This is a genomic window from Amaricoccus macauensis, from assembly GCF_049800915.1.
Taxonomy (GTDB): domain Bacteria; phylum Pseudomonadota; class Alphaproteobacteria; order Rhodobacterales; family Rhodobacteraceae; genus Amaricoccus; species Amaricoccus macauensis_A.
In genome coordinates, this window is sequence record NZ_JBNAFY010000004.1 from 144,294 (window position 1) to 165,571 (window position 21,278).

The window sequence follows — 21,278 nt, forward strand, 5'->3', positions numbered from 1 at the left end:
GCGCCATCATTCTGCAGGTACCGACAGGAGCCGGGAACGTTCGTTTTCGATCTGCCGGACCTCGTCGGCCGGAACGTAGTAGTCGCGGTTGTAGTTGAAGGTGTGCGCGATGCCGTAGAAGATCGACGCAACGAAGGTCGCTGCCGCAGCCCACCATATGTGCCACACCATGGCAAAGCCCATGACTGTCAGCAGACCCGCGATAACAACACCCGTTGCGGTATAGCGTGGCATGTGGATCGGAGCGAAGCCCTCGCTCGGGCGCGTGTAACCGGCGGCTTTCATATGGTCATAGGCATCGAGACCATGCACGCGCGGCGTGAAGGCGAAGTTGTAGTAGGGTGGCGGTGACGACGTGGACCACTCCAGCGTCCGCCCGCCCCACGGATCGCCCGTGGTGTCGCGCAGTTCGTCCCGCTTCCAGATCGAGACGCCGAACTGGACGAGACTGGCGCCAATGCCGGCCGCGATCAGCAGTGCGCCGATCAACGCCGTGACGAAGTAGACCGAGTAGAACGTATCCTCGAACTGGCTCAGACGCCGGGTGACGCCCATGAGGCCGAGCAGGTAGAGCGGCATGAAGGCCAGATAGAAACCGGACACCCAGCACCAGAAGCTGACCTTGCCCCAGAACGGCTCGAGCCTGAAACCGAAGGCCTTGGGCCACCAGTAGGCGATACCGGCGAAGACCCCGAAGACAACGCCGCCAATGATCACGTTATGGAAATGCGCGATCAGGAACAGCGAGTTGTGCAGCACGTAATCGGCTGGCGGCACTGCGAGCAGAACGCCGGTCATGCCGCCAATCACGAAGGTGAGCATGAAGGCCACGGTCCACATCATCGGCAGTTCGAAGCGGATCCTGCCTTTGTACATCGTGAAGAGCCAGTTGAAGAGCTTCGCCCCGGTCGGGATCGAGATGATCATCGTCGTGATGCCGAAGAAAGAGTTCACGTCCGCGCCGGCACCCATGGTGAAGAAGTGGTGCAACCAGACGAGATAGCTCAGCACCATGATCACGCAGGTCGCGTAGACCATCGAGGTGTAACCAAAGAGCCGCTTGGAGGAGAAGGTCGGCACAATTTCCGAAAAGATCCCGAAGATCGGCAGAATGAGGATGTAGACCTCCGGATGGCCCCAGATCCAGATCAGGTTCACATACATCATCGGGCTTCCGCCCAGATCGTTTGTGAAGAAGTGGGTGCCGAGGTAGCGGTCGGCCGTCAGCAGGGCCAGCGTCGCGGCCAGAACCGGGAAGGTCACGACGATCAAAATGTTGGTGCAGAGCGCGGTCCAGGTGAAGATCGGCAGCCGCATCCACGTCATGCCCGGCGCGCGCATCTTCACGATGGTCACGACGAGGTTGATACCCGAAAGCGTCGTGCCGATCCCGGCAATATTCAGCGCCCACAGGTAATAGTCCATGCCCACCGATGGACTGTATTCGAGCCCCGAGAATGGCGCGTAGGCAAGCCAGCCCGCGGTCGAGAACTCACCGATGAAGAGGGACGCCATGATGAGGATCGCGCCCGAAACCGTCAGCCAGAAGCTGAAATTGTTCAGGAAGGGAAAGGCCACGTCGCGCGCGCCGATCTGGAGTGGCATCACGTAGTTCATGAAGCCGGTCACGAAGGGCATCGCGACGAAGAAGATCATGATCACGCCATGCGCGGTGAAGATCTGATCGTAGTGGTGGGCGTTAAGGTAGCCCTCGTGCCCGGATGCCGCGAGTGCCTGATGGCCTCGCATCAGCAGCGCATCGGCAAAGCCCCGCAGCAGCATGATCAGGCCCAGCACCATGTACATAATGCCGATCTTCTTGTGATCGATGGAGGTGAACCATTCCTTCCAGAGGTAGCCCCAAAGCCGGAAATACGTCAGTGCCCCGAGGACCGCGGCACCGATGATCACGACACCGATAAAGGTGACGAGGACAATGGGCTCGTGGAAGGGAAGCACATCCCAGGAAAGCTTTCCCAAGAAAGGATCAACATCCGTTCCGTGCGATGAAGTGCCGTGAGCGGCGTCCGAGAGGGCCATTCGTTTTCCCCAGATAATCCGTAATCAGAACTCGGCCGCGCGGGCCGGCGGCAGAAGCGAGAGGGCGCTGGTGATTTCGGGTGCGCGCGATTGTGCTTCGGGCTTCAAGAGCGCCATGAAGGCACCCGGATCATCCGAAGAACAGATCCCGCGAAACATCTCGCGGTTCCATAGCCCTTCGAGCCCGCCTCCACCCAAGGCATCGGCCATCATCATGTCGTGCTTGCAGAGGTCGTCCTCGCGGACACAGATATTAACGATGCGCTCCCAGAGGCCCTCCTCAAGGTCCCCGTAGTAGGTGACCGGGTGGGAAATCGATGGCTGATCGAGTTCGGCGAGGGTCTGGCGGTCGAGCAGTTCGCTGCTGGACCGGACCTCTTCGACCCAGGCGTCGAAATCACCCTCTTCGAGCCCGTGGAACTTGAAGTGCATCTGCGAAAAGCCTTCACCCGAGTAGTTTGCGGAGAACCCCCGGTAGACACCCTCCTCGTTGATCACGGCGTTGAGCTCGGTCTGCGCACCCGCCATGGTGTAGATCTGACCGGCCAGGGCTGGAACGAAGAAGGAATTCATGACCGTGGTGGAGGTCAGGCGGAACTCGATCGGATGATCGACGGGTGCCGCGACCTCATTGACCGTGGCGATGCCCTGCTCCGGATACATGAAGAGCCATTTCCAGTCCATCGCCGCGACTTCGATGACGAGCGGCTCCACATCCGGCACATCCGGGATCTCTTCCGAAATGCGCGTGAGCGGGCTGTATGGCTCGAGACGGTGCGTTGCGACCCATGTCAGTCCGGCCAGGCAGATGATGATCGCGAGCGGCACGGACCAGACAACGATCTCGAGACTGATCGAATGATCCCATTCCGGTTCATAGGTCGCCTCCTCGTTGGAAGCCCGGTATTTGATGGCGAAGAAGATCGTCAGCGCCATGACCGGAAGGATGACGATGAGCATGAGAACCGTGGCGTAGACGATCAGGTCCGCCTGCTGCCTGGCCACGTCGCCAGCCGGGTTCATCACCACAAGATTGCAGCCCGACAGCGCAGATGCCAAAAGAGCCAAGATTATCAGACGCCCGAGTTTCATTCGACTTCCATCCGAAGATTTGATTTTCAGTGCCAATGCTGGACAAGCTAGCGTACCGAGCCAGTATGGAAAGCGATACGCCAAGCAGAACTCGCAAACGCTGACTATCGCGGAGAGGTGGTGGTGTGCAAGCTTCGCAGGTGCAACAATGAGAACAAATCCGAATCGTCTAGAATGCAGCGCAGACAGGTAACGAGAACATGAGCGACATGACCGCGCACAAGGCCCATGTGGCAACGATCGACGAGGTCGTGACCACGGTGATCATGGCCCGGGTGACCGATTTCTTTGGCTTTTTTGTCTATGCCATCGCATCGGCGCTCGTGTTCCCCACGGTGTTCTTCCCGATGCTCAGCCCGACCGCCGGGCTCATGGCATCCTTCGCCGTCTTCTCCTTGGCATTCCTTGCGCGGCCGGTCTCGAGCCTCATGGCGCGTCGTCTCCAATATGTGATTGGCCGACCGGCAAAGGTGGCCGCAGCCCTCATGATCCTCGGAACGGCCACTGTCGCCATCGGTCTTTTGCCCTCCTACGAGCGAATCGGCTGGTTGGCCCCGACGCTTCTCATCGCGCTCCGGATCCTGCAGGGGATCGGGCTCGGTGGTTCCTGGGACGGCCTGACGCTGCAATTGCAGGATGCCGCGCCAGAAGGCCGCAAGGGCGCCTATGCGATCATTCCGCAACTCGGCGGACCGATCGGGTTCGCAGTCGCCTCCGCGCTCTTCTTCGTTCTCACGGGCTTTCTCACGGAGGAGGAGTTCCTGCAGTGGGGTTGGCGCTTTGCCTTCTTCGCCGCAATGGCCCTCAATGTCGTGTCGCTCTTCGCCCGGATCCGGCTGCTCTCGACCGATTTCGGCGCGGATCAGTCGCGGCTACAGTCCGCACCGCTTCGCCCGCTCATCCGCGACCAGTGGCGCGAGATCCTGCTTTCGGCCTTCGTTCCGCTGGCAAGCTACGCCCTGCTCCACGTGGTGACCGTCTTCCCGCTCGGCTACGTCACGCTGTTTGGCTCCGAGCCCATTTCCAGCATCCTTCTGACCCAGATGCTCGGCGCGGGCTGCGCGATCGTCACCGTCATCATCTCCGGCTCGCTCGCTGATCGATACAACCGGCGCACGGTGATGTTCATCAGCACCCTGCTGATTATCCTGCTTTGCCTTGCGTTGCCCTTCCTTCAGGACGCCCCGCGCATATTCATCCTGTTCGGTTTCGTGGTCCTCGGCCTTGCATACGGCCAGGCCGGTGCAATCGTACCCAAGCGCTTCCGGGAGGAGTATCGCTACTCTGGCTCGGCACTTTCGACCAACCTGTCCTGGATCATCGGCGCGGCCTTCGCACCGCTGGTCGCACTGACGCTCGCGGTCAACTTCGGGGTCACGGCGGTTGCGCTCTACCTGCTCTCCGGGGCCGCCGCGACGCTGATCGCCCTGCGTCTGCTGAACCGCCGCGAAGCACGCTGACGAAAAGAGGGCCGGACTGTCACCAGTCCGGCCCTCAGATTGACCATTCAAGCGAGGCGTTCTCGCCCTGCCCTTCGTTCAGTAGACGTCGCGCTGATACCGGCGGGCGTCGCGCAGATTGGCCAGATACTCCTCGGCTGAATCAGCCTCCATGTTTCCCTGACGGCGCACCACCTCGACCAGCGCCGAGTGCACGTCCTTGGCCATGCGGTTCGCGTCGCCGCAGACATAGAGGTGTGCCCCCTCCTCGATCCACTTGAACACTTCTGCCCCGCGCTCGAGGATCCTATCCTGCACATAGATCTTCTCTGCCTGGTCCCGGCTGAACGCCACATCGAGCCGGTCGAGCAGGCCGGATTTCAAGTAGCCCTGCAGTTCCACCTGATAGAGGAAGTCTTGGGTGAAATTCGGATTGCCGAAGAAGAGCCAGTTCCGCCCTTCCGACCCGTGCGCGTCCCGCTCCTGAAGAAAGGCCCGAAACGGCGCGATCCCGGTGCCCGGACCGATCATGATGACCGGCGTATTCGGATCTGCCGGAAGCCGGAACGCATCGTTGCTTTCCACGAAGACCCGCAGGCGATCGCCTTCACCGGCACGCCGCCCCAGATGCCCCGAACACCCGCCGAAATGTGCGCGATCGAACGCGTTCCATTCCACGACGCCCACGGTCAGATGAACTTCGTCTTCAACCTCCGCCTGCGACGAGGCGATCGAGTAAAGCCGAGGCTGCATTCTGCGCAGCGCATCCACAAGCGCTTGAGGTTCCAACGCGCCCGGATGCTCGCGCAGAACATCAAAAATCTGCCGCTCACCGAGATAGTCGCGAAGCGCTTGCTTGTTCCGGGCCAGATCAAGAAGGGCCGAATTGTCAGTGGCCGCAGCGTATTTCTCGATGAAGGCCGGATAGGACTGGGTCAGTTCCAGATCCTCGATCAACGCCGTGCGCAAGGATTTCGCCGCCCCCGCCACGATCACTTCCGCGTCGCCATCGAGCCCGAGCAGTGCCAGGAGCGCTTCGACCTCGACCGGGTCGTTCTGGAAGAAGAGCCCGAGTGAATCCCCGGGCTGATACGTAAGATCCGAGCCCTCGAGCGAAATCTCGACATGGCGCACGTCTCGACTGCTGTCCCGCCCGGTGATCTTCTGAACCACACTCACTTCGGCCGAGAAGGGGGTCTTCCGCGAATACTGCGATGTTGCCCCCGCGGTCTGCGCAAGCCCGGGCATGGCAACGACATTGGTGGGCTCCGCCTGCGCCTTGGCTTTCAGTTCGGGCTCGAATCTGTCAAGCGCCGTCCCGATCCAGTCTGGTGCGTGGTCGTCGAAATCCACGTCCAGCAAGGCCCGCTCCATGAGAACGCTAGCGCCCAGCGCGGTCAGCCGCGCCTCGAAGTCTATCGCGGTCTGACAGAAGAATTCGTAGCTTGAATCCCCCAGACCCAGCACTGCGACCTGAACGCCATCAAGCTTCGGCGCCTTCTTCGAGGCGAGAAACGCGTGCAGCTTCTCGGCAGGCTCGGGGGGCTCGCCCTCGCCATAGGTCGAAACGACAATGGTCAGAAACTTCTCGTTCTTGAGCTGGGACGGCTTGTAGTCGGCCATGTTCACCAGTCGAACATCCAGTCCCCGTGCCTTCGCGGCCACCTCCAGATCGGTGGCCACATGCTTGGCGTTCCCGGTCTGCGATCCGTAGAGAATGGTCAGCGTCGCCGGCTCTGCGGCGGGAGCCACCACCGGGACAGCCGCCGCAGCGCCCTGGGCCGAGGCTGCGAGATAACCGCTGATCCAGGCCTGCTGGATCGGATCCAGCGACCCCGCCAGTTCGGCGAATTGCCGGGACTGCTCAGGGGTCAGGGGATTTAGCCCCTGTGGCATCTGCGCAAGCATCATGAAGGGTCAGCTCCCGTCCAGGTGTAGGCCGCATTCGCGCACCGAGCCGAAGAAGCGCGTATCCTCCTCGCGCATCCCGTCTTCGAGCTTGCGGGTCGTGTGCGTGTCGCCGACGCTGACATAGCCCTGCTCCCAGAGCGGGTGATACGGCAGATCGTGCGCCTTCAGATACATGTGCACGTCGCGGTTGCTCCAGTCGACGATGGGGTGAAACTTCACCCGCCCGCTTTGGAACTCCAGTATCCGCCGCTCCGTGCGCGTGCTGGACTGGGAGCGCCGCAGGCCGCTGTACCACGTGCCTGCGCCGAGCGACGCCATGGCCTTCTCCATCGGCTCGACCTTGTTCATCTTGTTGTAGATCTTGAGCCCTTCCTCACCCTGGTTCCAGAGTTGGCCGAAGCGCGCCTCCTGCCAAGCCGGCGACATATCCGCCCGGAAGACATGCAGGTCGAGATTGAGCCGCTCCGTGAGTTCGTCCACGAACCTGTAGGTCTCCGGGAAGAGATAGCCGGTATCGAAAAGCAACACCGGAATGTCCGGCACCTGCTGCGTCATCATGTGCAGCATCACCGCCGACTGGATACCGAAGCTCGAGGAGACCACGTGACGCCGTGGAAGGTTCTCCAGGGCCCAGGCAATCCGCACCTCCGGTTCCTGTTCCTCCAGCCAGACATTGGCCGCGGAAAAGACCTTCGGTCCGCGATCGGCCACTTCGGCCTGTTGTTTGGGTTTTCCTGCAAGTGACATGGTAAGTTCCTGCCCTTCATTCGCCTGCGTTCAAGCGTGGAAATCTCTCTTGGAAACTTTCACCTCGGCGACGACCCCGCTGCGGATCGTGAAATCGCCGAAACCTTCATCGGGGTTGCGCTCGCGCACCCAGCGACCGATCAGAATGTCGAGTTCCTCCAGGATCACCTGCGGACTGACATTCTCACGGTAGAGCTTGGGCACACGTGTGCCGATCCTGTTGCCGCCGAGATAGAGGTTGTATTTTCCCGGTCCCTTGCCGACGAGACCCGCCTCCGCAAGCATCGCGCGCCCGCAACCGTTCGGACAGCCGACAACGCGCAGGACGATGTGATCCTGCGGAACACCGTGCCCCGCGAGCAGCTCTTCGACCTCGGCCACCAGATCCGGCAGGAACCGCTCGGCCTCCGCCATCGCCAGCGGACAGGTCGGCAGAGAGACACACGCCATGGAGTTCTTCATCTGCGGCGTCATGAGATCGTCGATCAGGCCATGCTCCCGCGCGATCCGCTCGATCTCGTCCTTCTGATCCTCCGGAACCCCGGCAACCACCAGGTTCTGGTTGGCCGTCATGCGGAAATCGCCCTTGTGGATCTCGGCAATCTTGCGCAACCCCGTCTTGATCGGGCGGTTCGGGAAATCGAGGATGCGCCCGCTCAGGATGAAGAGCGTCAGATGGTGCTTGCCGTCCACGCCCTCAACCCAGCCGAAACGATCCCCCCGCGAGGTGAACTCATAGGGCCGGCTCGGGCCGAACGTCACCCCGGCGCGGCGTTCGACCTCTGCCTTGAACGTGTCGATGCCCACGCGATCGAGCGTGTATTTCGTCTTGGCATTCTTGCGGTTGACGCGATTGCCCCAGTCCCGCTGCACCGTGACCACATGCTCGGCCACCGCCAATGTATGCTCCAGCGGAATGAAGCCAAAATCGTCGGCCTTTCGCGGATAGGTCGCCGTATCGCCATGGGTCATGGCGAGCCCGCCGCCAACCAGAACGTTCCAGCCGATGAGCTTACCGTCCTCGGCTATGGCCACGAAGTTGAGGTCATTGGCGTGCAGGTCCACCTCGTTGTTGGGCGGGATGCTCACCGTCGTCTTGAACTTGCGCGGCAGATAGGTCTCGCCCAGGATCGGCTCCTCGGTGGTCGAAGCTTTTTCGCCATCGAGCCAAATCTCCGTATAGGCCTTTGTCTTCGGCAGCAGGTGCTCCGAGATCCGCTTCGACCACTCGTAGGCCTCCGCGTGGAGCTCGGATTCGACCGGGTTCGTGGTGCAAAGCACGTTGCGGTTCACATCCCCCGCCGTCGCGATGGAATCGATGCCCGCGGCGTTGATCACCTGGTGCATGTTCTTTATGTGCGGCTTGAAGACCCCGTGAAATTGGAACGTCTGCCGGGTGGTCAGCCGCACCGAACCATAGAGCGTGTTCTCCTCGGCGAACTTCTCGATCACCAGCCACTGTTCTGGCGTGATGATCCCGCCAGGCATCCGTGCGCGCAGCATGACGTTGTGCAGCGGTTCCAGCTTCTGCTGGGCCCGCTCGGCACGGATGTCCCGGTCGTCCTGCTGATACATGCCGTGGAACCGGATCAACTGGAAATTGTCGGCAGAAAAGCCGCCCGTGATCGGATCTTGCAGATCCTGCGTGATGGTCCCGCGCAGGAAATCGCTTTCGTGCTTCAACCGCTCATTGTCGGAGAGTTTCCCCTCCACGACGAGATTCGGCCGGTCGCTTTGTGAATCGAGCATGATTTGGGCCTTCGGTTTCGGTTGCGGGCGGTGCGCCGAACCACCTTTGCGGTGATCCGGCCTGTCGTGGAGCCGAATGCGGGATCAGGCGGGAAGCCGGGCCTTGCGCAGATAGGGCAACACGGTCTCGAAGCTTCCGAACTTCGCCGCGGCATCCTCGTTGCTGACGCTGGCGGGAATGATCACATCCGCACCCGGCACCCAATCCGCAGGCGTGGCAACCCCCTGCCCCACGGAGGTCTGCAGCCCGTCAAGTGCGCGCAGGATCTCGGCGAAGTTGCGGCCAACCGTCATCGGATAGGTCATCGAAAGCTTGAGCTTCTTGTCCGGCCCGATGATGAAGACTGAGCGCACAGTGGCGCTGTCCGCCGGCGTGCGGCCGTCGGGCAGATAGGCTTCGGCAGGCAGCATGTCGAACGCCTTGGAAACCGCGAGGCCTTCATCGGCGATGATGGGGAAACCAGCCTGCGCCCCACCATAGACCTCGATATCGCTTTTCCACTTCTTGTGGTCCTCGACCCCGTCGACGGAAACCCCGATTACCTTGGTGCCGCGGCGCTCCCACTCGTCGGCAAGCTTCGCGACGGCGGAGAACTCCGTGGTGCAGACCGGGGTGAAATCCTTGGGGTGACTGAACAGGATCGCCCAGCTGTCCCCAATCCACTCATGGAGCGAGAACGTGCCATGATCGGTCGTGACCTCGAGGTCCGGGATCGTGTCATTGATGCGAAGAGCCATCAGTCTACCTCTATTCAGTTCATCTTGCAGTGCAACGCCGCTCCATGGCGGTGCCGCCCGCGAATTTCGGTTGATCTCCCCAGGCGTCTCCCACGCGGACATGCACTGAAAACTCCAGCCAGTCCCGCTGGGGGCGCCCTGGGCGGATTGCTCGGCTTCACGTCCCCCCGACCTCCGAAGACCGGGGCATCGGAAAACCTTGCTGTCTTGCAAAGACATAGACGGGGGCCGTTTGCCGAACAACAGCACCCGGATGCATAAGGGAAGTTGTCTCGATGTTTCTGGCCGAAGCGGAACCCGCGTTCCTAAATTCCTCTACAAGCCGAAACAGGCACACGGACCACCGCCGGGGCACGAGCGCCAGAGCGCGCCTTGCACCGCACAACTCGATCCGCGAGAGTTCTTAAAACGGCGAATTTGCGCCTGTTTCCAGGTGCGCTCTTCTGGAATCCTGTGGTAGGATTCGGCATCCTGCCGAATACCGTCTCCAACCCTTCGAAATGCCGCGCATGCGGATGTCAAACCCGAACCGCCGATCCGCCCCCCGAAAGGGGAGTTGCCGGGCACCGGATCGGCTGCAGAGCCAAGCCCGGTTAGAAACTGTTGCATTCTGGAGCCAAATGGCATACCAATGCATACAACAGACTTATCGCGGCGCGCCCGTTGCAACGGTCGAGCTGCGCTCAAGCCTATTCCATTACTGATGCGTAGGGATCGCCATGAGCTTGTACACGGACTACCTTGAAGAAATCGAAGCCCGCAAAGGTGAGGGTCTGCACCCCAAGCCCATCGACGACGGCAGCCTGGTGGCGGAACTGATTTCCCAGATCAAGGACACCGGCAACGAGCATCGGGACGACTCCCTGAACTTCTTCATCTACAACACGCTACCGGGCACCACGAGCGCTGCCGGCGTGAAGGCGAAGTTTCTCAAGGAGATCATTCTCGGTGAGGTGGTCGTTCCGGAAATCACCCCCGCCTTCGCCCTCGAACTCCTTTCCCACATGAAGGGTGGCCCTTCGGTCGAGGTTCTTCTCGATCTGGCGCTGGGAGAAGACCCGGAAATCGCACGTCAGGCCGCGGATGTCCTCAAGACCCAGGTCTTCCTCTACGAAGCCGACACCGACCGCCTCGAAGCCGCCTACAAGGCCGGAAACCCGGTCGCGAAAGACATCCTCGAGAGCTACGCCAAGGCCGAATTCTTCACCAAGCTTCCCGATGTCGACGAGGAAATCGAAGTCGTGACCTATATCGCCGCGGAAGGCGATATCTCCACCGACCTGCTCTCGCCCGGCAACCAGGCGCACTCGCGTTCGGACCGCGAACTTCACGGCAAGTGCATGATCTCCGAGGCGGCGCAAAAGGAAATCGAGGCGCTCAAGATCCAGCACCCGGGCAAGCGCGTCATGCTGATCGCCGAGAAGGGCACCATGGGCGTGGGTTCCTCTCGCATGTCGGGCGTGAACAACGTGGCGCTCTGGACCGGCAAGAAGGCCAGCCCCTATGTGCCTTTCGTGAACTACGCCCCCGTGGTCGCCGGCACGAACGGCATCTCGCCGATCTTCCTCACCACCGTTGGCGTGACCGGCGGGATCGGTATCGACCTGAAGAACTGGGTCAAGAAGCTTGGCCCGGACGGCAAGCCCATCCTCAACAACGAGGGCAACCCGATCCTCGAACAGAAATACTCGGTTGAGACCGGCACGGTCCTCAAGATCAATACCAAAGAAAAGAAGCTTTACAACGAAGCCGGGGACGAAGAGCTCGTCGATCTCGCGCCGTCCTTCACGCCGCAGAAGGTCGAGTTCATGCGGGCGGGCAGCTCCTACGCCATCGTCTTCGGCAAAAAGCTCCAGACCTTCGCCGCCGAAACTCTCGGCATCGAGGCGCCGGCGGTCTTCGCCCCCTCCAAGGAAGTTTCACACGAGGGCCAGGGCCTGACCGCGGTCGAGAAGATCTTCAACGCCAACTCGGTCGGCGCCACGCCGGGCAAATCGCTCCACGCCGGTTCGGACGTGCGCGTCAAGGTCAACATCGTGGGGTCGCAGGACACCACCGGCCTGATGACCGCGCAGGAACTCGAAGCAATGGCCGCGACCGTCATCTCGCCGACAGTCGATGGCGCCTACCAGTCGGGCTGCCACACGGCGTCCGTCTGGGACAAGAAGGCGCAGGCCAACATCCCGCGCCTCATGTCCTTTATGAATTCCTTCGGCCTGATCACCGCGCGTGATCCGAAGGGCGAATATCACGCCATGACCGACGTGATCCACAAGGTGCTCAACGACATCACTGTGAGCGACTGGGACATCATCATCGGTGGCGACAGCCACACCCGCATGTCCAAGGGCGTGGCGTTCGGCGCGGATTCGGGCACCGTGGCGCTCGCGCTCGCGACCGGAGAGGCAACAATGCCGATCCCGGAATCGGTAAAGGTCACCTTCAAGGGCAAGATGGCCAACCACATGGATTTCCGCGATGTCGTGCATGCCACCCAGGCACAGATGCTCCAGCAGCACGGCGACAACGTTTTCCAGGGCCGGGTCATCGAGGTTCACATCGGCACCCTGCTTGCCGACCAGGCATTCACCTTCACCGATTGGACGGCCGAGATGAAGGCCAAGGCGTCGATCTGCATCTCCAACGATGAGACGCTGATCGGATCGCTGGAACTGGCCAAGTCCCGCATTCAGGTGATGATCGACAAGGGCATGGACAATGCGGCCGGCACGCTGCAAGGCCTGATCGACAAGGCCGACAAGCGCATCGCCGAGATCAAGTCGGGTGAGAAGCCTGCACTGCGCCCCGACGACAACGCGAAATACTTCGCCGAAGTGGTCGTGGATCTCGACCTGATCGACGAGCCGATGATCGCGGACCCGGATGTGAACAACGCCGATGCCTCCCGCCGGTATACCCACGACACGATCCGCCCCGTCTCCTTCTACGGCGGCAAGAAGAAGGTCGATCTGGGCTTCGTCGGCTCCTGCATGGTGCACAAGGGTGACGTGAAGATCGTGGCCCAGATGCTGCGCAACCTCGAGAAGGCCGAGGGAAAGGTCGAATTCAAGGCACCGCTCGTCGTGGCCGCTCCGACCTACAATATCATCGACGAGCTCAAGGAAGAGGGCGACTGGGAGATCTTGCAGAAATACTCGGGCTTCGAGTTCGACGATCTCTTCCCGAAGAGCAACGCACGCACCGAATACGAGAACATCCTCTATCTCGAGCGTCCGGGCTGCAACCTCTGCATGGGCAACCAGGAGAAGGCCGCCAAGGGCGACACGGTTCTCGCGACCTCCACCCGCCTGTTCCAGGGCCGCGTTGTCGAAGACAGTGCCGAAAAGAAGGGCGAGTCGCTCCTCGCCTCCACGCCCGTCGTGGTTCTCTCAGCGATCCTCGGTCGCACCCCCAACGCGGAGGAATACAAGACCGCCGTGGAAGGGATTGACCTGACCAAGTTCGCCCCGCCGCAGGACATTCCGGAAACCACCCGCTCGGTGCATTTCTGAGCCGCGTGCCATAGGCCTCAATCGGGCAGGTTCCCTCCTGCCCGGCCAAGCTCGAGAGACGCGAATGGGCCATCGCAGCCTGTTCGCGTTTCTTTACGAACGTCGTGCCTGCGTCCAAAACGCCTGTCTTGATACGCTGCCATGGGCTATTCCTGACGAAAGGGAAGCGGCGTCCGCCGTTTTTTCCACGTCTTGGAACCTTTCGGATCCACAGGAGCGGCACATGGCAGACCTCGAAGACCCGCAGAGCGACGAACCGGGCATCATGGATCCCGGCAAGACCAACATCCAGGTGATCTACGTTCTCTACCTTGCGGCTTCATCTTCGCGATCACCGTGCTCATCGGCCTCGTGATGGCCTATGTGAATCGCGGCAAGGGCGAGGCCTGGCTCGACAGCCATTACACTTGGGCGATCCGAACCTTCTGGATCGGGCTCCTCTACGCTTTCGCGTCTCTGATCCTGAGCTTCATCTTGATCGGCGTTCTGGGTTTCATCGCCACGGCCGTATGGATGATCGTCCGTGTGGTCATCGGCTTGCAGACGGTCGGGCGCCGGGAACCGATCTCCAACCCCACGAGTTGGATCATCTGAAGCGGTGGGTCGCCCCAAACAAAACAGCCCCGCAGCCGGGCGGCTGCAGGGCTCCGATCCTTGCCACAGGAAATCGGATCAGACAGGTCTTACGCTTCGGCGGCTTCCGCCTGCAGCGTTTCCTGCTTACGCGTCACCTCGATCTTGCGAGGCTTCAGCGCTTCGGGAACTTCGCGCACCAGGTCGATGTGCAGAAGTCCGTTCTCGGTGGCCGCTTCAACGGCCCTCACGTGGTCGGCGAGCTGGAACCGGCGCTCGAAGGCCCGGGTCGCGATGCCGCGATGAAGGAAATTGTCCTTCTTCTCGGTCTCGGTCTCGCTCTTGCGGCCCGTCACGATCAGCTGCCCTTCACGAGTCTCGATCGAAAGCTCGTTTTCCGCGAAACCGGCAACCGCAACGGTGATGCGGTAGGCGTTATCGCCGGTCTTCTCGATGTTGTAGGGCGGATAGGAGGCCTGGCTCACATCGCCGGCCATGACCTGATCCAGAACATTCGCGAGCCGGTCAAAACCGACGGAACTGCGATAGAGCGGGGTAAGGTCGAAATGTCTCATCTTGCATCCTCCAGAAAGCGATACAGTGTGTCGGACCCTCGCACTGGACGGGTCCTTGTTCCTTGCCTGACCCTTATCGGCCTCAGGCGGGAGGTATGTGGGAAGACATTTCGCGGCTTTCAAGAGCCAGCCGGCTCAATCCGCATCACCGGAGAACGGCAGATGATTCCGCCTCCGATCGCTCCGGACAAGACGCCACAGCGCAATCATTCTCGGGCATATGCGAGAGGAAATTACTGGCGACCCCTCCAGGACTCGAACCCGGAACCTGCTGATTAGAAGTCAGCTGCTCTATCCCGTTGAGCTAAGGGGCCGCCGATTGCGCGGCAGCGGAGCCGTCCGCCAACGCGCCAAGGCTCTATACGTCCGAATTCTCATGCGGAAAAGCGTGAAACCGGCCTTCGGCTTCATCCGCTGGTCATTTCCCGCTCGCCGCCGTCAATGCGTCCAGGCACCGCGGCGCTGAGAGGCGAAATTGTCGCCATAGCCGTTCTGGCGCAGGATGTGCTTGCGCGGCTTCGGCTCGAAGACCTGCGCCTCGATCCCGTGCTTGCGTGCGTAGGCCTGCGCCGCTTCCTTGGTCTCGAACCGCAGCCGCACCTGCGAATTCATGTCCCCGGACCCGGTCCAGCCCATGAGCGGATCGATGAAGCGCGCCTCGGCCGGAACGAACTCGAGCACCCAGTGCTTCGTCTTCGCCTGCCCGGATTGCATCGCGTTGCGCGCCGGCTTGTAGATCCTCGCAATCATACCCAAGATCTCCGCTTGAAACTCACATCTTATATGACCAACTGCTCCCGCGGGATCAAGCTGCGGATGGCCCGCTGGGGAACCGGTCAAGAAAAAGCCGCCTGAAGAAGGCGGCAGGATGGTCTTCTTTGGAGGGAAGTTGAAGCAAGCGGGTCGTCAACTGAGCCCGAGGGAGCGAGGGGTGGGGTGGGTGTACGGACCCGGTTGACGACCACTGTGCTGCTTGCAAAACCCTTATAGCGCGAATCCATCGACACACGCAATGGTTTAGTTGTGTAAAAACGCTTTCAAAAATTGCGCAAAAGTTGTCCCGCGTTAACTTGCCCTTTACCTTGATTTTCTCGGCCCGCCCGCCAACTCTCTACCGACGCACCGGGAGAACAAAATGAGTCAGACAGAGATGATCGAACAGTCCGCCCCCCCTGCCCGGCGCGAAAAACTGGAGGGTGGCCAACGTTTCATACTCAAGTCGGAATTCGATCCTGCGGGCGATCAGCCCACGGCCATTGCCGAATTGGCCGAAGGGATTCGCCAGTCGGAGCAGAACCAGGTGCTCCTCGGCGCCACCGGCACCGGCAAGACCTACACCATGGCGAAGATCATCGAGGAGACCCAGCGGCCCGCGATCATCCTCGCCCCGAACAAGACCCTCGCAGCTCAACTTTACGGCGAATTCAAGGGGTTCTTCCCGGAGAACGCCGTGGAGTATTTTGTATCTTATTACGATTACTATCAGCCCGAGGCCTATGTCCCGCGCTCGGACACCTACATCGAGAAGGAATCCCAGATCAACGAGCAGATCGACCGGATGCGCCATGCCGCCACCCGCGCGCTGCTCGAACGCGATGATGTCATCATCGTCGCCTCCGTTTCCTGCATATACGGTATCGGCTCGGTCGAGACCTACGGCGCCATGACCCAGGATCTGATCGCGGGCCAGGCGGTCGAGCAGCGCAAGGTGATCGCGGGTCTCGTCGAGCAGCAATACCGGCGCAACGACCAGGCATTCCAGCGCGGAACTTTCCGCGTGAGAGGAGATTCCGTCGAGATCTGGCCGGCCCACCTCGAAGATCGCGCATGGCGACTCAGCTTCTTCGGTGACGAGCTCGAATCGATCCACGAGTTCGACCCGCTCACGGGCTCGAAGACGGGAGCGATGGAAAAGGTCCGCGTCTACGCCAACAGCCACTACGTCACGCCGCGCCCGACCATGCAGCAGGCGATCAAGGGCATAAAGCAGGAGCTCCGCACCCGGCTCGACCAGCTCGTGGCCGAAGGCAAACTGCTGGAGGCCCAGCGGCTGGAGCAGCGCACCAATTTCGACATCGAGATGCTGGAGGCCACCGGCGTCTGCAACGGCATCGAGAACTACTCGCGCTATCTCACGGGCCGCGCACCCGGTGAGCCGCCCCCCACCCTCTTCGAATACATCCCCGACAACGCCATCGTCTTCGCCGACGAGAGCCATGTCTCCGTGCCGCAGATCGGCGGCATGTATCGGGGCGACTTCCGGCGCAAGTTCACCCTTGCCGAGCATGGCTTCCGCCTGCCCTCCTGCACCGACAACCGCCCCCTGAAGTTCGAGGAATGGGACGCCATGCGCCCGCAATCGATCTTCGTCTCCGCCACCCCCGCTGCCTGGGAACTGGAGCAGGCCGGTGGCGTCTTCACCGAGCAGGTCATCCGGCCCACCGGCCTGCTCGATCCTCCCATCGAGATCCGCCCCGTCGAGATGCAGGTTGACGACCTGCTCGACGAGATCCGCAAGGTCGCTGCCGAAGGCGCGCGCGTGCTCGTCACCGTGCTCACCAAGCGCATGGCCGAGGATCTCACCGAGTATCTCCACGAGCAGGGCATCCGTGTGCGCTACATGCATTCGGATATCGACACGATCGAGCGCATTGAGATCCTGCGCGACCTCCGCCTCGGCGCCTTCGACGTGCTGATCGGCATCAACCTCCTGCGTGAGGGGCTCGACATCCCCGAATGCGGCCTCGTTGCCATTCTGGATGCGGACAAGGAGGGCTTCCTCCGCTCCGAGACCTCGCTGATCCAGACCGTGGGCCGCGCCGCGCGCAATGCCGACGGCCGTGTCATCATGTATGCCGACCGGATCACCGGCTCCATGGAACGCGCCATCGGCGAAACCAACCGCAGGCGCGAGAAACAGATCGCCTACAACGAGGAACACGGCATCACGCCGGAAACCGTCCGCAAGAACGTCTCCGACATTCTCGAGGGGCTCTACAAGGGCGACACCGACCAGGCGCGCATCACCACCAAGGTCGACAAGCCGCTCGTGGGTGCAAACCTCCGCGCCCATCTCGACCACCTGCAGAAGGACATGCTCAAGGCCGCCGAGAACCTCGAATTCGAGGAGGCCGCCCGGCTGCGGGACGAGATCAAGCGGCTCGAGGCCGTGGAGCTTGCCGTGGCCGACGATCCCCTCGCCCGCCAGCAGGCGGTGGAAGCGGCCTCGGACGCCGCGGTCAAGGGCCGCGGCCGCTCCACAGCCGGCAAGGGCGGCACCCGCGCCTACCGGGGCAAGAGCCGGGGGAAGATGGGGTAAGGGTCGATCTAGGGGGCTGACCATTACCGTCGCTTTCCAAGAAAGCTGTTGCGAAAGACTCGGACTTTGGAGTTAACCGCACATTTAGCCAAGCGACTCAAATTATGATTGTTTACAACAACTTACCAAATTCGACAGCGTCACTGCGGGAATTTTCGACTTTTTTGCGAACTATTCCCATCCTGCTAGACACTCATCAGAGAATCCAGATATTCTCGATGATGTACTATGTGGATACATTGCTTCGAAACTACGAAGATGCGCTTTCTTTAATCGAAGAATACTCTGGAATGATCGATGAAGACTTTCCACTTGAGGAACGCCATAAACTTTTTGGCTCAATCTGGGAAATCGTCGAGACTTTTGATGGGATTGAGAAACTATTGCCGCTTTCGAAGGGGCTTTTCGATCAAGCGAGCTCGTATGCGAGAGTCAAGAAGAACCTTGGCAAAGCGCGTGCACTTCGAAACCAGAGACAGCATCTAGCGCAAAATATCCGCAACCATTCAAGAAAAAGATATCTTGAACCTGTTCATGGCATCGTGATGTGGAACTATGGCGTTCAAATTTTTGACGATCATGCCAAATTTTACACTCACTGCACGAGCATAGATCCCACCTTACACAACTTCAAAATAAACCTGCCTGATCATTTCGAAGTTGTAAGAGGCAATTTCGACAATATAACACTATGCGCATTCGGGAAGAGCGCCAATGTTTCGCAATCCATCCGCGAATTTTCTAATTTTTGCGACGAAAGTGCCCTAATAATTGAAAGAGAGATAAATTCCGCGCCAGCGCATGTCGCTCGCTCCGACGATTTGCCAGAAGAACAGAGAAAACCATTTAACATCATCGTCGAAGCCTCTTTGAAAGGCAACAAGGTCCTGCCCGTCGAAAAAGATCTACCAAGATTCGGAACTGGCTTAGCAGAATAGCTCTGTTGTTAGATCCTGTCAGCGGGGCGCCGGTGGCGCGCCGCGTGATCCGGCTGGCTGTAGCGCTATGCGCGGAGGTCGAAAGGGGCGAAGCTGCCCCCGGAGCGGCTGTATCCGGGCGTGCAGCGTCACGCGGAAAGCGCGCAGCCTCGTAACGCCAGAGGCGTGCCATTGGCACGACAGGGGCTGCGCGGAAGGATGTGTCGCAGGCCAATTCCGGCAAGACGTCAACGGGATCTGATGGGCGCCGCGTCAACCAGAAGTAATCATTCGTGTGACGCCAACACAAGCGTGCCTGGCCGTTCCCCGTTCCGGGAGGAGTGCCGTGGAATCGCATTTCTCCCATGAGCGAAACACGACCGAGCCACCGTGGAACACTCCTCGAATTTGCCCCAGTTTCAATGCGAACCCTCCCCATTTTGATGTCATTCCAGAGGCTTGCGAGGGAATGTTGTTAAACTTCCGGTGAACTTAGGATCCTATGTTTCAGCGCACTGTTAGGCAGTTCGCCTATCGGAAAGGAAACCAAAGTGATCTCGAGTATTTCCAGCGGTGTCTCGGGCCTGACAACCCAGAGCATCGCCTCGCAGCTTTCCGCGCTCACACAAGGCACGGAAAGCGCAACATCGTTCCAGTCCAGCGAGAAGACGACCGCAGCGCCGCCCCCTCCGCCGCCACCGCCTCCGCCCAAGGAGACCTCCGAGACGAGCGACGCCGACCTCGAGTCCCTGTTCGAAGCGCTCCTCGAAGAGACCGATACCGACGAGGACGGCACGATCTCGGCGACCGAACTGGCAGCCGCCGAAGCCACCGACAGCGGTGAAGCGACCGAGGGCAGCATGGCCGGCCGGGAATTCGGCCCCCCGCCACCACCGCCACCTAGCGCCGCGGATCTGACGGGTGAAACCGCCGAGAGCGAAACCGCAGCCGCATCGCCACTCGAGGCGCTTCAGGCCGCCATGGCAAATGACGAGAACGCCACGCAGTCGGCGACTCTCGCCGCCGGCCTCACCCAGCGCTTCCTCGAAACACTGGGCGCAACCGCCTGATCCCCAACCGGGGCCGCGCGGACCCGAATACCGGCTTCGCGCGCGCCCTCGCATCCCGCACCAGACAGATTTCCACATTTTCAATCGGTTTTTACCAAACCCCGCTAGGGTTCCGCACTCCTCCAACATGAATGGATACCGAGATGACGGACCGGAAACGGACGAAGTCCGAGGAACGGAACTATGCCGAGCTCATGGCCGATCTCTACGAACTCGACCTCTGGCGCAGGCAGAACGAGATGAAGCTCAGAAACATCCCCGAGGGATGGCACACCATCGAGCGGGAAATCCCCTGCACTCCGAAAAAGGCCAAGGTCACGATGAACCTCGATGCCGACATGCTGCGCTGGTTCCGCGCCATGGGCAAAGGCTACCAAAGCCGGGTGAACGCGATCCTCCGGGTCTACATGCTCGCCGTCCTGTCGAAGGAAGTCGAGACCCAAAAGGACCGCAGCTGGAAGGGCGACCCGATCTGAGCCGCGTCCCTCCGCAGGGCCAATCGAGCCGGGCCACACGCGCCGGGCCAGCGCAGGATTAACGCCATTTGAACGAGTTACTGCGATCCAGCACGAAGTGATTGCCAAGTCATTGGAGTATCGGCGTGCGTGTAGCCGTTTTTGTGATCTGCGTGACAGCCGCGATTGGCGGCACCGCATGGGCCGCCGGCGACAGGTCCGATTTCGTCCGGCCGCTCGACATCCCTTTCCCCGAACACGCGCCCTACGACCCCCAGATCGCGACACTCGGGAAGATGCTCTTCTTCGATCCGCGCGTCTCGGGCGCGCAGAACATGAGCTGCGCAAGTTGCCACAACCCGTCGTTCGGATGGGAGGCCCCCGTCGGCAAGGCCGTGGGCGCCGCCAATGTGGCCCTCACCCGCCACGCCAATACCGTCATCAACAGCGCCTGGATCGCGCCGCTCTTCTGGGACGGCCGCGCCCCCGACCTCGAGAATCAGTCTGCAGGGCCGATCACCAACGAGCAGGAAATGAACGCCACGTTCGAGCAGGTCGTGGACCGGCTCTCGGAGGTCGAAGGCTATGCCCTCTGGTTCGACAGGCTCTTCCCCGACCGTGGCATGACGGAAGCGACGATCCTCACCTCGATCGCCACCTACGAGCGCACGATCGTTTCCGGCTGGTCGCCTTTCGATCGTTGGGTCGAGGGCGAGGAAGACGCGATTTCGGCCTCGGCCAAACGCGGTTTCGATCTCTTCACCGGAAAGGCGCAATGCGCGAACTGCCACTCCGGCTGGAACTTCACCGACAACCTGTTCCACGACATCGGCGTTTTCACCGATGATGTCGGCCGGGCGGAATTCGAGCCCGAAAATCCGCAGGCGGCACATGCCTTCAAGACACCGGGCCTGCGCAACATCACGCTCCGGGCGCCCTACATGCACAACGGCTCGATGGAAACGCTCGAAGAGGTGCTGTTCCACTACGCATCGGGCGGCATGGAGCGTGCCTCCCGCTCGCCGCTCATGCAGCCCTTCGACCTGAGCGACGAGGAAACCGCCGACCTCCTCGCGTTTCTCGAAAGCCTCTCCGAGGAAGAAACGGAAGTGCCCACCCCCATACTACCCGCGAATTGAGG

Annotated in this window: 17 protein-coding genes and 1 tRNA gene; 9 read left to right on the forward strand and 9 right to left on the reverse strand. The window is 60.9% G+C overall.

Features of this window, described 5'->3' with window-relative positions:
* Nucleotides 1–6 precede the first annotated feature (6 nt).
* Both cyoB and cyoA read right to left on the reverse strand, forming a co-directional pair.
* Nucleotides 7–2,040: a cytochrome o ubiquinol oxidase subunit I gene (cyoB, locus tag ACP15W_RS11320; protein ID WP_424933000.1), complete on the reverse strand. Its 2,034-nt coding sequence runs from the start codon at nt 2,038–2,040 to the stop codon at nt 7–9.
* Nucleotides 2,041–2,064: 24 nt separating this feature from the next.
* The gene (gene cyoA, locus ACP15W_RS11325) at nt 2,065–3,132 is read right to left on the reverse strand and encodes a ubiquinol oxidase subunit II (RefSeq protein ID WP_424933001.1); all 1,068 of its coding nucleotides are present in this window, start codon (nt 3,130–3,132) and stop codon (nt 2,065–2,067) included.
* 200 nt (nt 3,133–3,332) lie between these two features.
* Between cyoA and ACP15W_RS11330 the strand changes: the two genes are divergently transcribed.
* Nucleotides 3,333–4,592: an MFS transporter gene (locus tag ACP15W_RS11330; protein ID WP_424933002.1), complete on the forward strand. Its 1,260-nt coding sequence runs from the start codon at nt 3,333–3,335 to the stop codon at nt 4,590–4,592.
* Nucleotides 4,593–4,670: 78 nt separating this feature from the next.
* Here the strand turns inward: ACP15W_RS11330 and ACP15W_RS11335 are convergent, their stop codons facing one another.
* The 4 genes from ACP15W_RS11335 to ACP15W_RS11350 all read right to left on the reverse strand — a co-directional run bounded on the left by ACP15W_RS11335 (nt 4,671) and on the right by ACP15W_RS11350 (nt 9,716).
* Nucleotides 4,671–6,482, reverse strand: a complete 1,812-nt coding sequence (locus ACP15W_RS11335) for an assimilatory sulfite reductase (NADPH) flavoprotein subunit (protein ID WP_424933003.1) — start codon at nt 6,480–6,482, stop codon at nt 4,671–4,673.
* Nucleotides 6,483–6,488: 6 nt separating this feature from the next.
* Nucleotides 6,489–7,229: a phosphoadenylyl-sulfate reductase gene (locus tag ACP15W_RS11340; RefSeq protein ID WP_424933004.1), complete on the reverse strand. Its 741-nt coding sequence runs from the start codon at nt 7,227–7,229 to the stop codon at nt 6,489–6,491.
* Between the two features lie 30 nt (nt 7,230–7,259).
* Complete coding sequence (cysI, locus tag ACP15W_RS11345) at nt 7,260–8,978, reverse strand: assimilatory sulfite reductase (NADPH) hemoprotein subunit (RefSeq protein ID WP_424933005.1); 1,719 nt, start codon at nt 8,976–8,978, stop codon at nt 7,260–7,262.
* Between the two features lie 84 nt (nt 8,979–9,062).
* Entirely contained in the window at nt 9,063–9,716 is a 654-nt protein-coding gene (locus tag ACP15W_RS11350) for a peroxiredoxin (RefSeq protein ID WP_424933006.1), read from the reverse strand.
* A gap of 719 nt (nt 9,717–10,435) precedes the next feature.
* Here ACP15W_RS11350 and ACP15W_RS11355 point away from each other — a divergent pair.
* From ACP15W_RS11355 to ACP15W_RS11365, 3 genes are all read left to right on the forward strand, one after another.
* Nucleotides 10,436–13,228: a bifunctional aconitate hydratase 2/2-methylisocitrate dehydratase gene (locus ACP15W_RS11355; RefSeq protein WP_424933007.1), complete on the forward strand. Its 2,793-nt coding sequence runs from the start codon at nt 10,436–10,438 to the stop codon at nt 13,226–13,228.
* Nucleotides 13,229–13,451: 223 nt separating this feature from the next.
* The gene (locus tag ACP15W_RS11360) at nt 13,452–13,583 is read left to right on the forward strand and encodes a hypothetical protein (protein WP_424933008.1); all 132 of its coding nucleotides are present in this window, start codon (nt 13,452–13,454) and stop codon (nt 13,581–13,583) included.
* Nucleotides 13,565–13,822, forward strand: a complete 258-nt coding sequence (locus ACP15W_RS11365) for a DUF4870 family protein (protein ID WP_424933009.1) — start codon at nt 13,565–13,567, stop codon at nt 13,820–13,822. The genes ACP15W_RS11360 and ACP15W_RS11365 overlap by 19 nt, the downstream gene beginning before the upstream one ends.
* 89 nt (nt 13,823–13,911) lie before the next feature.
* Here the strand turns inward: ACP15W_RS11365 and ACP15W_RS11370 are convergent, their stop codons facing one another.
* From ACP15W_RS11370 to ACP15W_RS11380, 3 genes are all read right to left on the reverse strand, one after another.
* Entirely contained in the window at nt 13,912–14,376 is a 465-nt protein-coding gene (locus tag ACP15W_RS11370) for an Hsp20 family protein (protein ID WP_424933010.1), read from the reverse strand.
* 237 nt (nt 14,377–14,613) lie between these two features.
* Nucleotides 14,614–14,690 (reverse strand) — tRNA-Arg (locus ACP15W_RS11375).
* A gap of 124 nt (nt 14,691–14,814) precedes the next feature.
* On the reverse strand, nt 14,815–15,126 hold the full coding sequence (locus ACP15W_RS11380) for an ETC complex I subunit (RefSeq protein ID WP_424933011.1): 312 nt from the start codon (nt 15,124–15,126) through the stop codon (nt 14,815–14,817).
* A gap of 385 nt (nt 15,127–15,511) precedes the next feature.
* On the opposite strand from ACP15W_RS11380, the gene uvrB reads away from it, so the two are divergent.
* The 5 genes from uvrB to ACP15W_RS11405 all read left to right on the forward strand — a co-directional run bounded on the left by uvrB (nt 15,512) and on the right by ACP15W_RS11405 (nt 21,276).
* On the forward strand, nt 15,512–17,695 hold the full coding sequence (gene uvrB / locus ACP15W_RS11385) for an excinuclease ABC subunit UvrB (protein ID WP_424933012.1): 2,184 nt from the start codon (nt 15,512–15,514) through the stop codon (nt 17,693–17,695).
* 218 nt (nt 17,696–17,913) lie between these two features.
* On the forward strand, nt 17,914–18,633 hold the full coding sequence (locus tag ACP15W_RS11390; RefSeq protein ID WP_424933013.1) for a hypothetical protein: 720 nt from the start codon (nt 17,914–17,916) through the stop codon (nt 18,631–18,633).
* A 530-nt stretch (nt 18,634–19,163) separates the two neighbouring features.
* Nucleotides 19,164–19,682: a hypothetical protein gene (locus ACP15W_RS11395; RefSeq protein WP_424933014.1), complete on the forward strand. Its 519-nt coding sequence runs from the start codon at nt 19,164–19,166 to the stop codon at nt 19,680–19,682.
* A 143-nt stretch (nt 19,683–19,825) separates the two neighbouring features.
* Nucleotides 19,826–20,158 (forward strand): BrnA antitoxin family protein, encoded by a 333-nt coding sequence (locus tag ACP15W_RS11400; protein WP_424933015.1) that lies wholly within the window; start codon nt 19,826–19,828, stop codon nt 20,156–20,158.
* Between the two features lie 125 nt (nt 20,159–20,283).
* On the forward strand, nt 20,284–21,276 hold the full coding sequence (locus ACP15W_RS11405; protein ID WP_424933016.1) for a cytochrome-c peroxidase: 993 nt from the start codon (nt 20,284–20,286) through the stop codon (nt 21,274–21,276).
* Nucleotides 21,277–21,278: the final 2 nt, after the last annotated feature.

Bases quoted from the DNA above. Each gene is read 5' to 3' on its own strand.
- cyoB (WP_424933000.1), bottom strand. From the start codon at position 2,040: ATGGCCCTCTCGGACGCCGCTCACGGCACTTCATCGCACGGAACGGAT.
- cyoA (WP_424933001.1), bottom strand. From the start codon at position 3,132: ATGAAACTCGGGCGTCTGATAATCTTGGCTCTTTTGGCATCTGCGCTG.
- ACP15W_RS11330 (WP_424933002.1), top strand. From the start codon at position 3,333: ATGAGCGACATGACCGCGCACAAGGCCCATGTGGCAACGATCGACGAG.
- ACP15W_RS11335 (WP_424933003.1), bottom strand. From the start codon at position 6,482: ATGATGCTTGCGCAGATGCCACAGGGGCTAAATCCCCTGACCCCTGAG.
- ACP15W_RS11340 (WP_424933004.1), bottom strand. From the start codon at position 7,229: ATGTCACTTGCAGGAAAACCCAAACAACAGGCCGAAGTGGCCGATCGC.
- cysI (WP_424933005.1), bottom strand. From the start codon at position 8,978: ATGCTCGATTCACAAAGCGACCGGCCGAATCTCGTCGTGGAGGGGAAA.
- ACP15W_RS11350 (WP_424933006.1), bottom strand. From the start codon at position 9,716: ATGGCTCTTCGCATCAATGACACGATCCCGGACCTCGAGGTCACGACC.
- ACP15W_RS11355 (WP_424933007.1), top strand. From the start codon at position 10,436: ATGAGCTTGTACACGGACTACCTTGAAGAAATCGAAGCCCGCAAAGGT.
- ACP15W_RS11360 (WP_424933008.1), top strand. From the start codon at position 13,452: ATGGCAGACCTCGAAGACCCGCAGAGCGACGAACCGGGCATCATGGAT.
- ACP15W_RS11370 (WP_424933010.1), bottom strand. From the start codon at position 14,376: ATGAGACATTTCGACCTTACCCCGCTCTATCGCAGTTCCGTCGGTTTT.
- ACP15W_RS11380 (WP_424933011.1), bottom strand. From the start codon at position 15,126: ATGATTGCGAGGATCTACAAGCCGGCGCGCAACGCGATGCAATCCGGG.
- uvrB (WP_424933012.1), top strand. From the start codon at position 15,512: ATGAGTCAGACAGAGATGATCGAACAGTCCGCCCCCCCTGCCCGGCGC.
- ACP15W_RS11390 (WP_424933013.1), top strand. From the start codon at position 17,914: ATGATGTACTATGTGGATACATTGCTTCGAAACTACGAAGATGCGCTT.
- ACP15W_RS11400 (WP_424933015.1), top strand. From the start codon at position 19,826: ATGACGGACCGGAAACGGACGAAGTCCGAGGAACGGAACTATGCCGAG.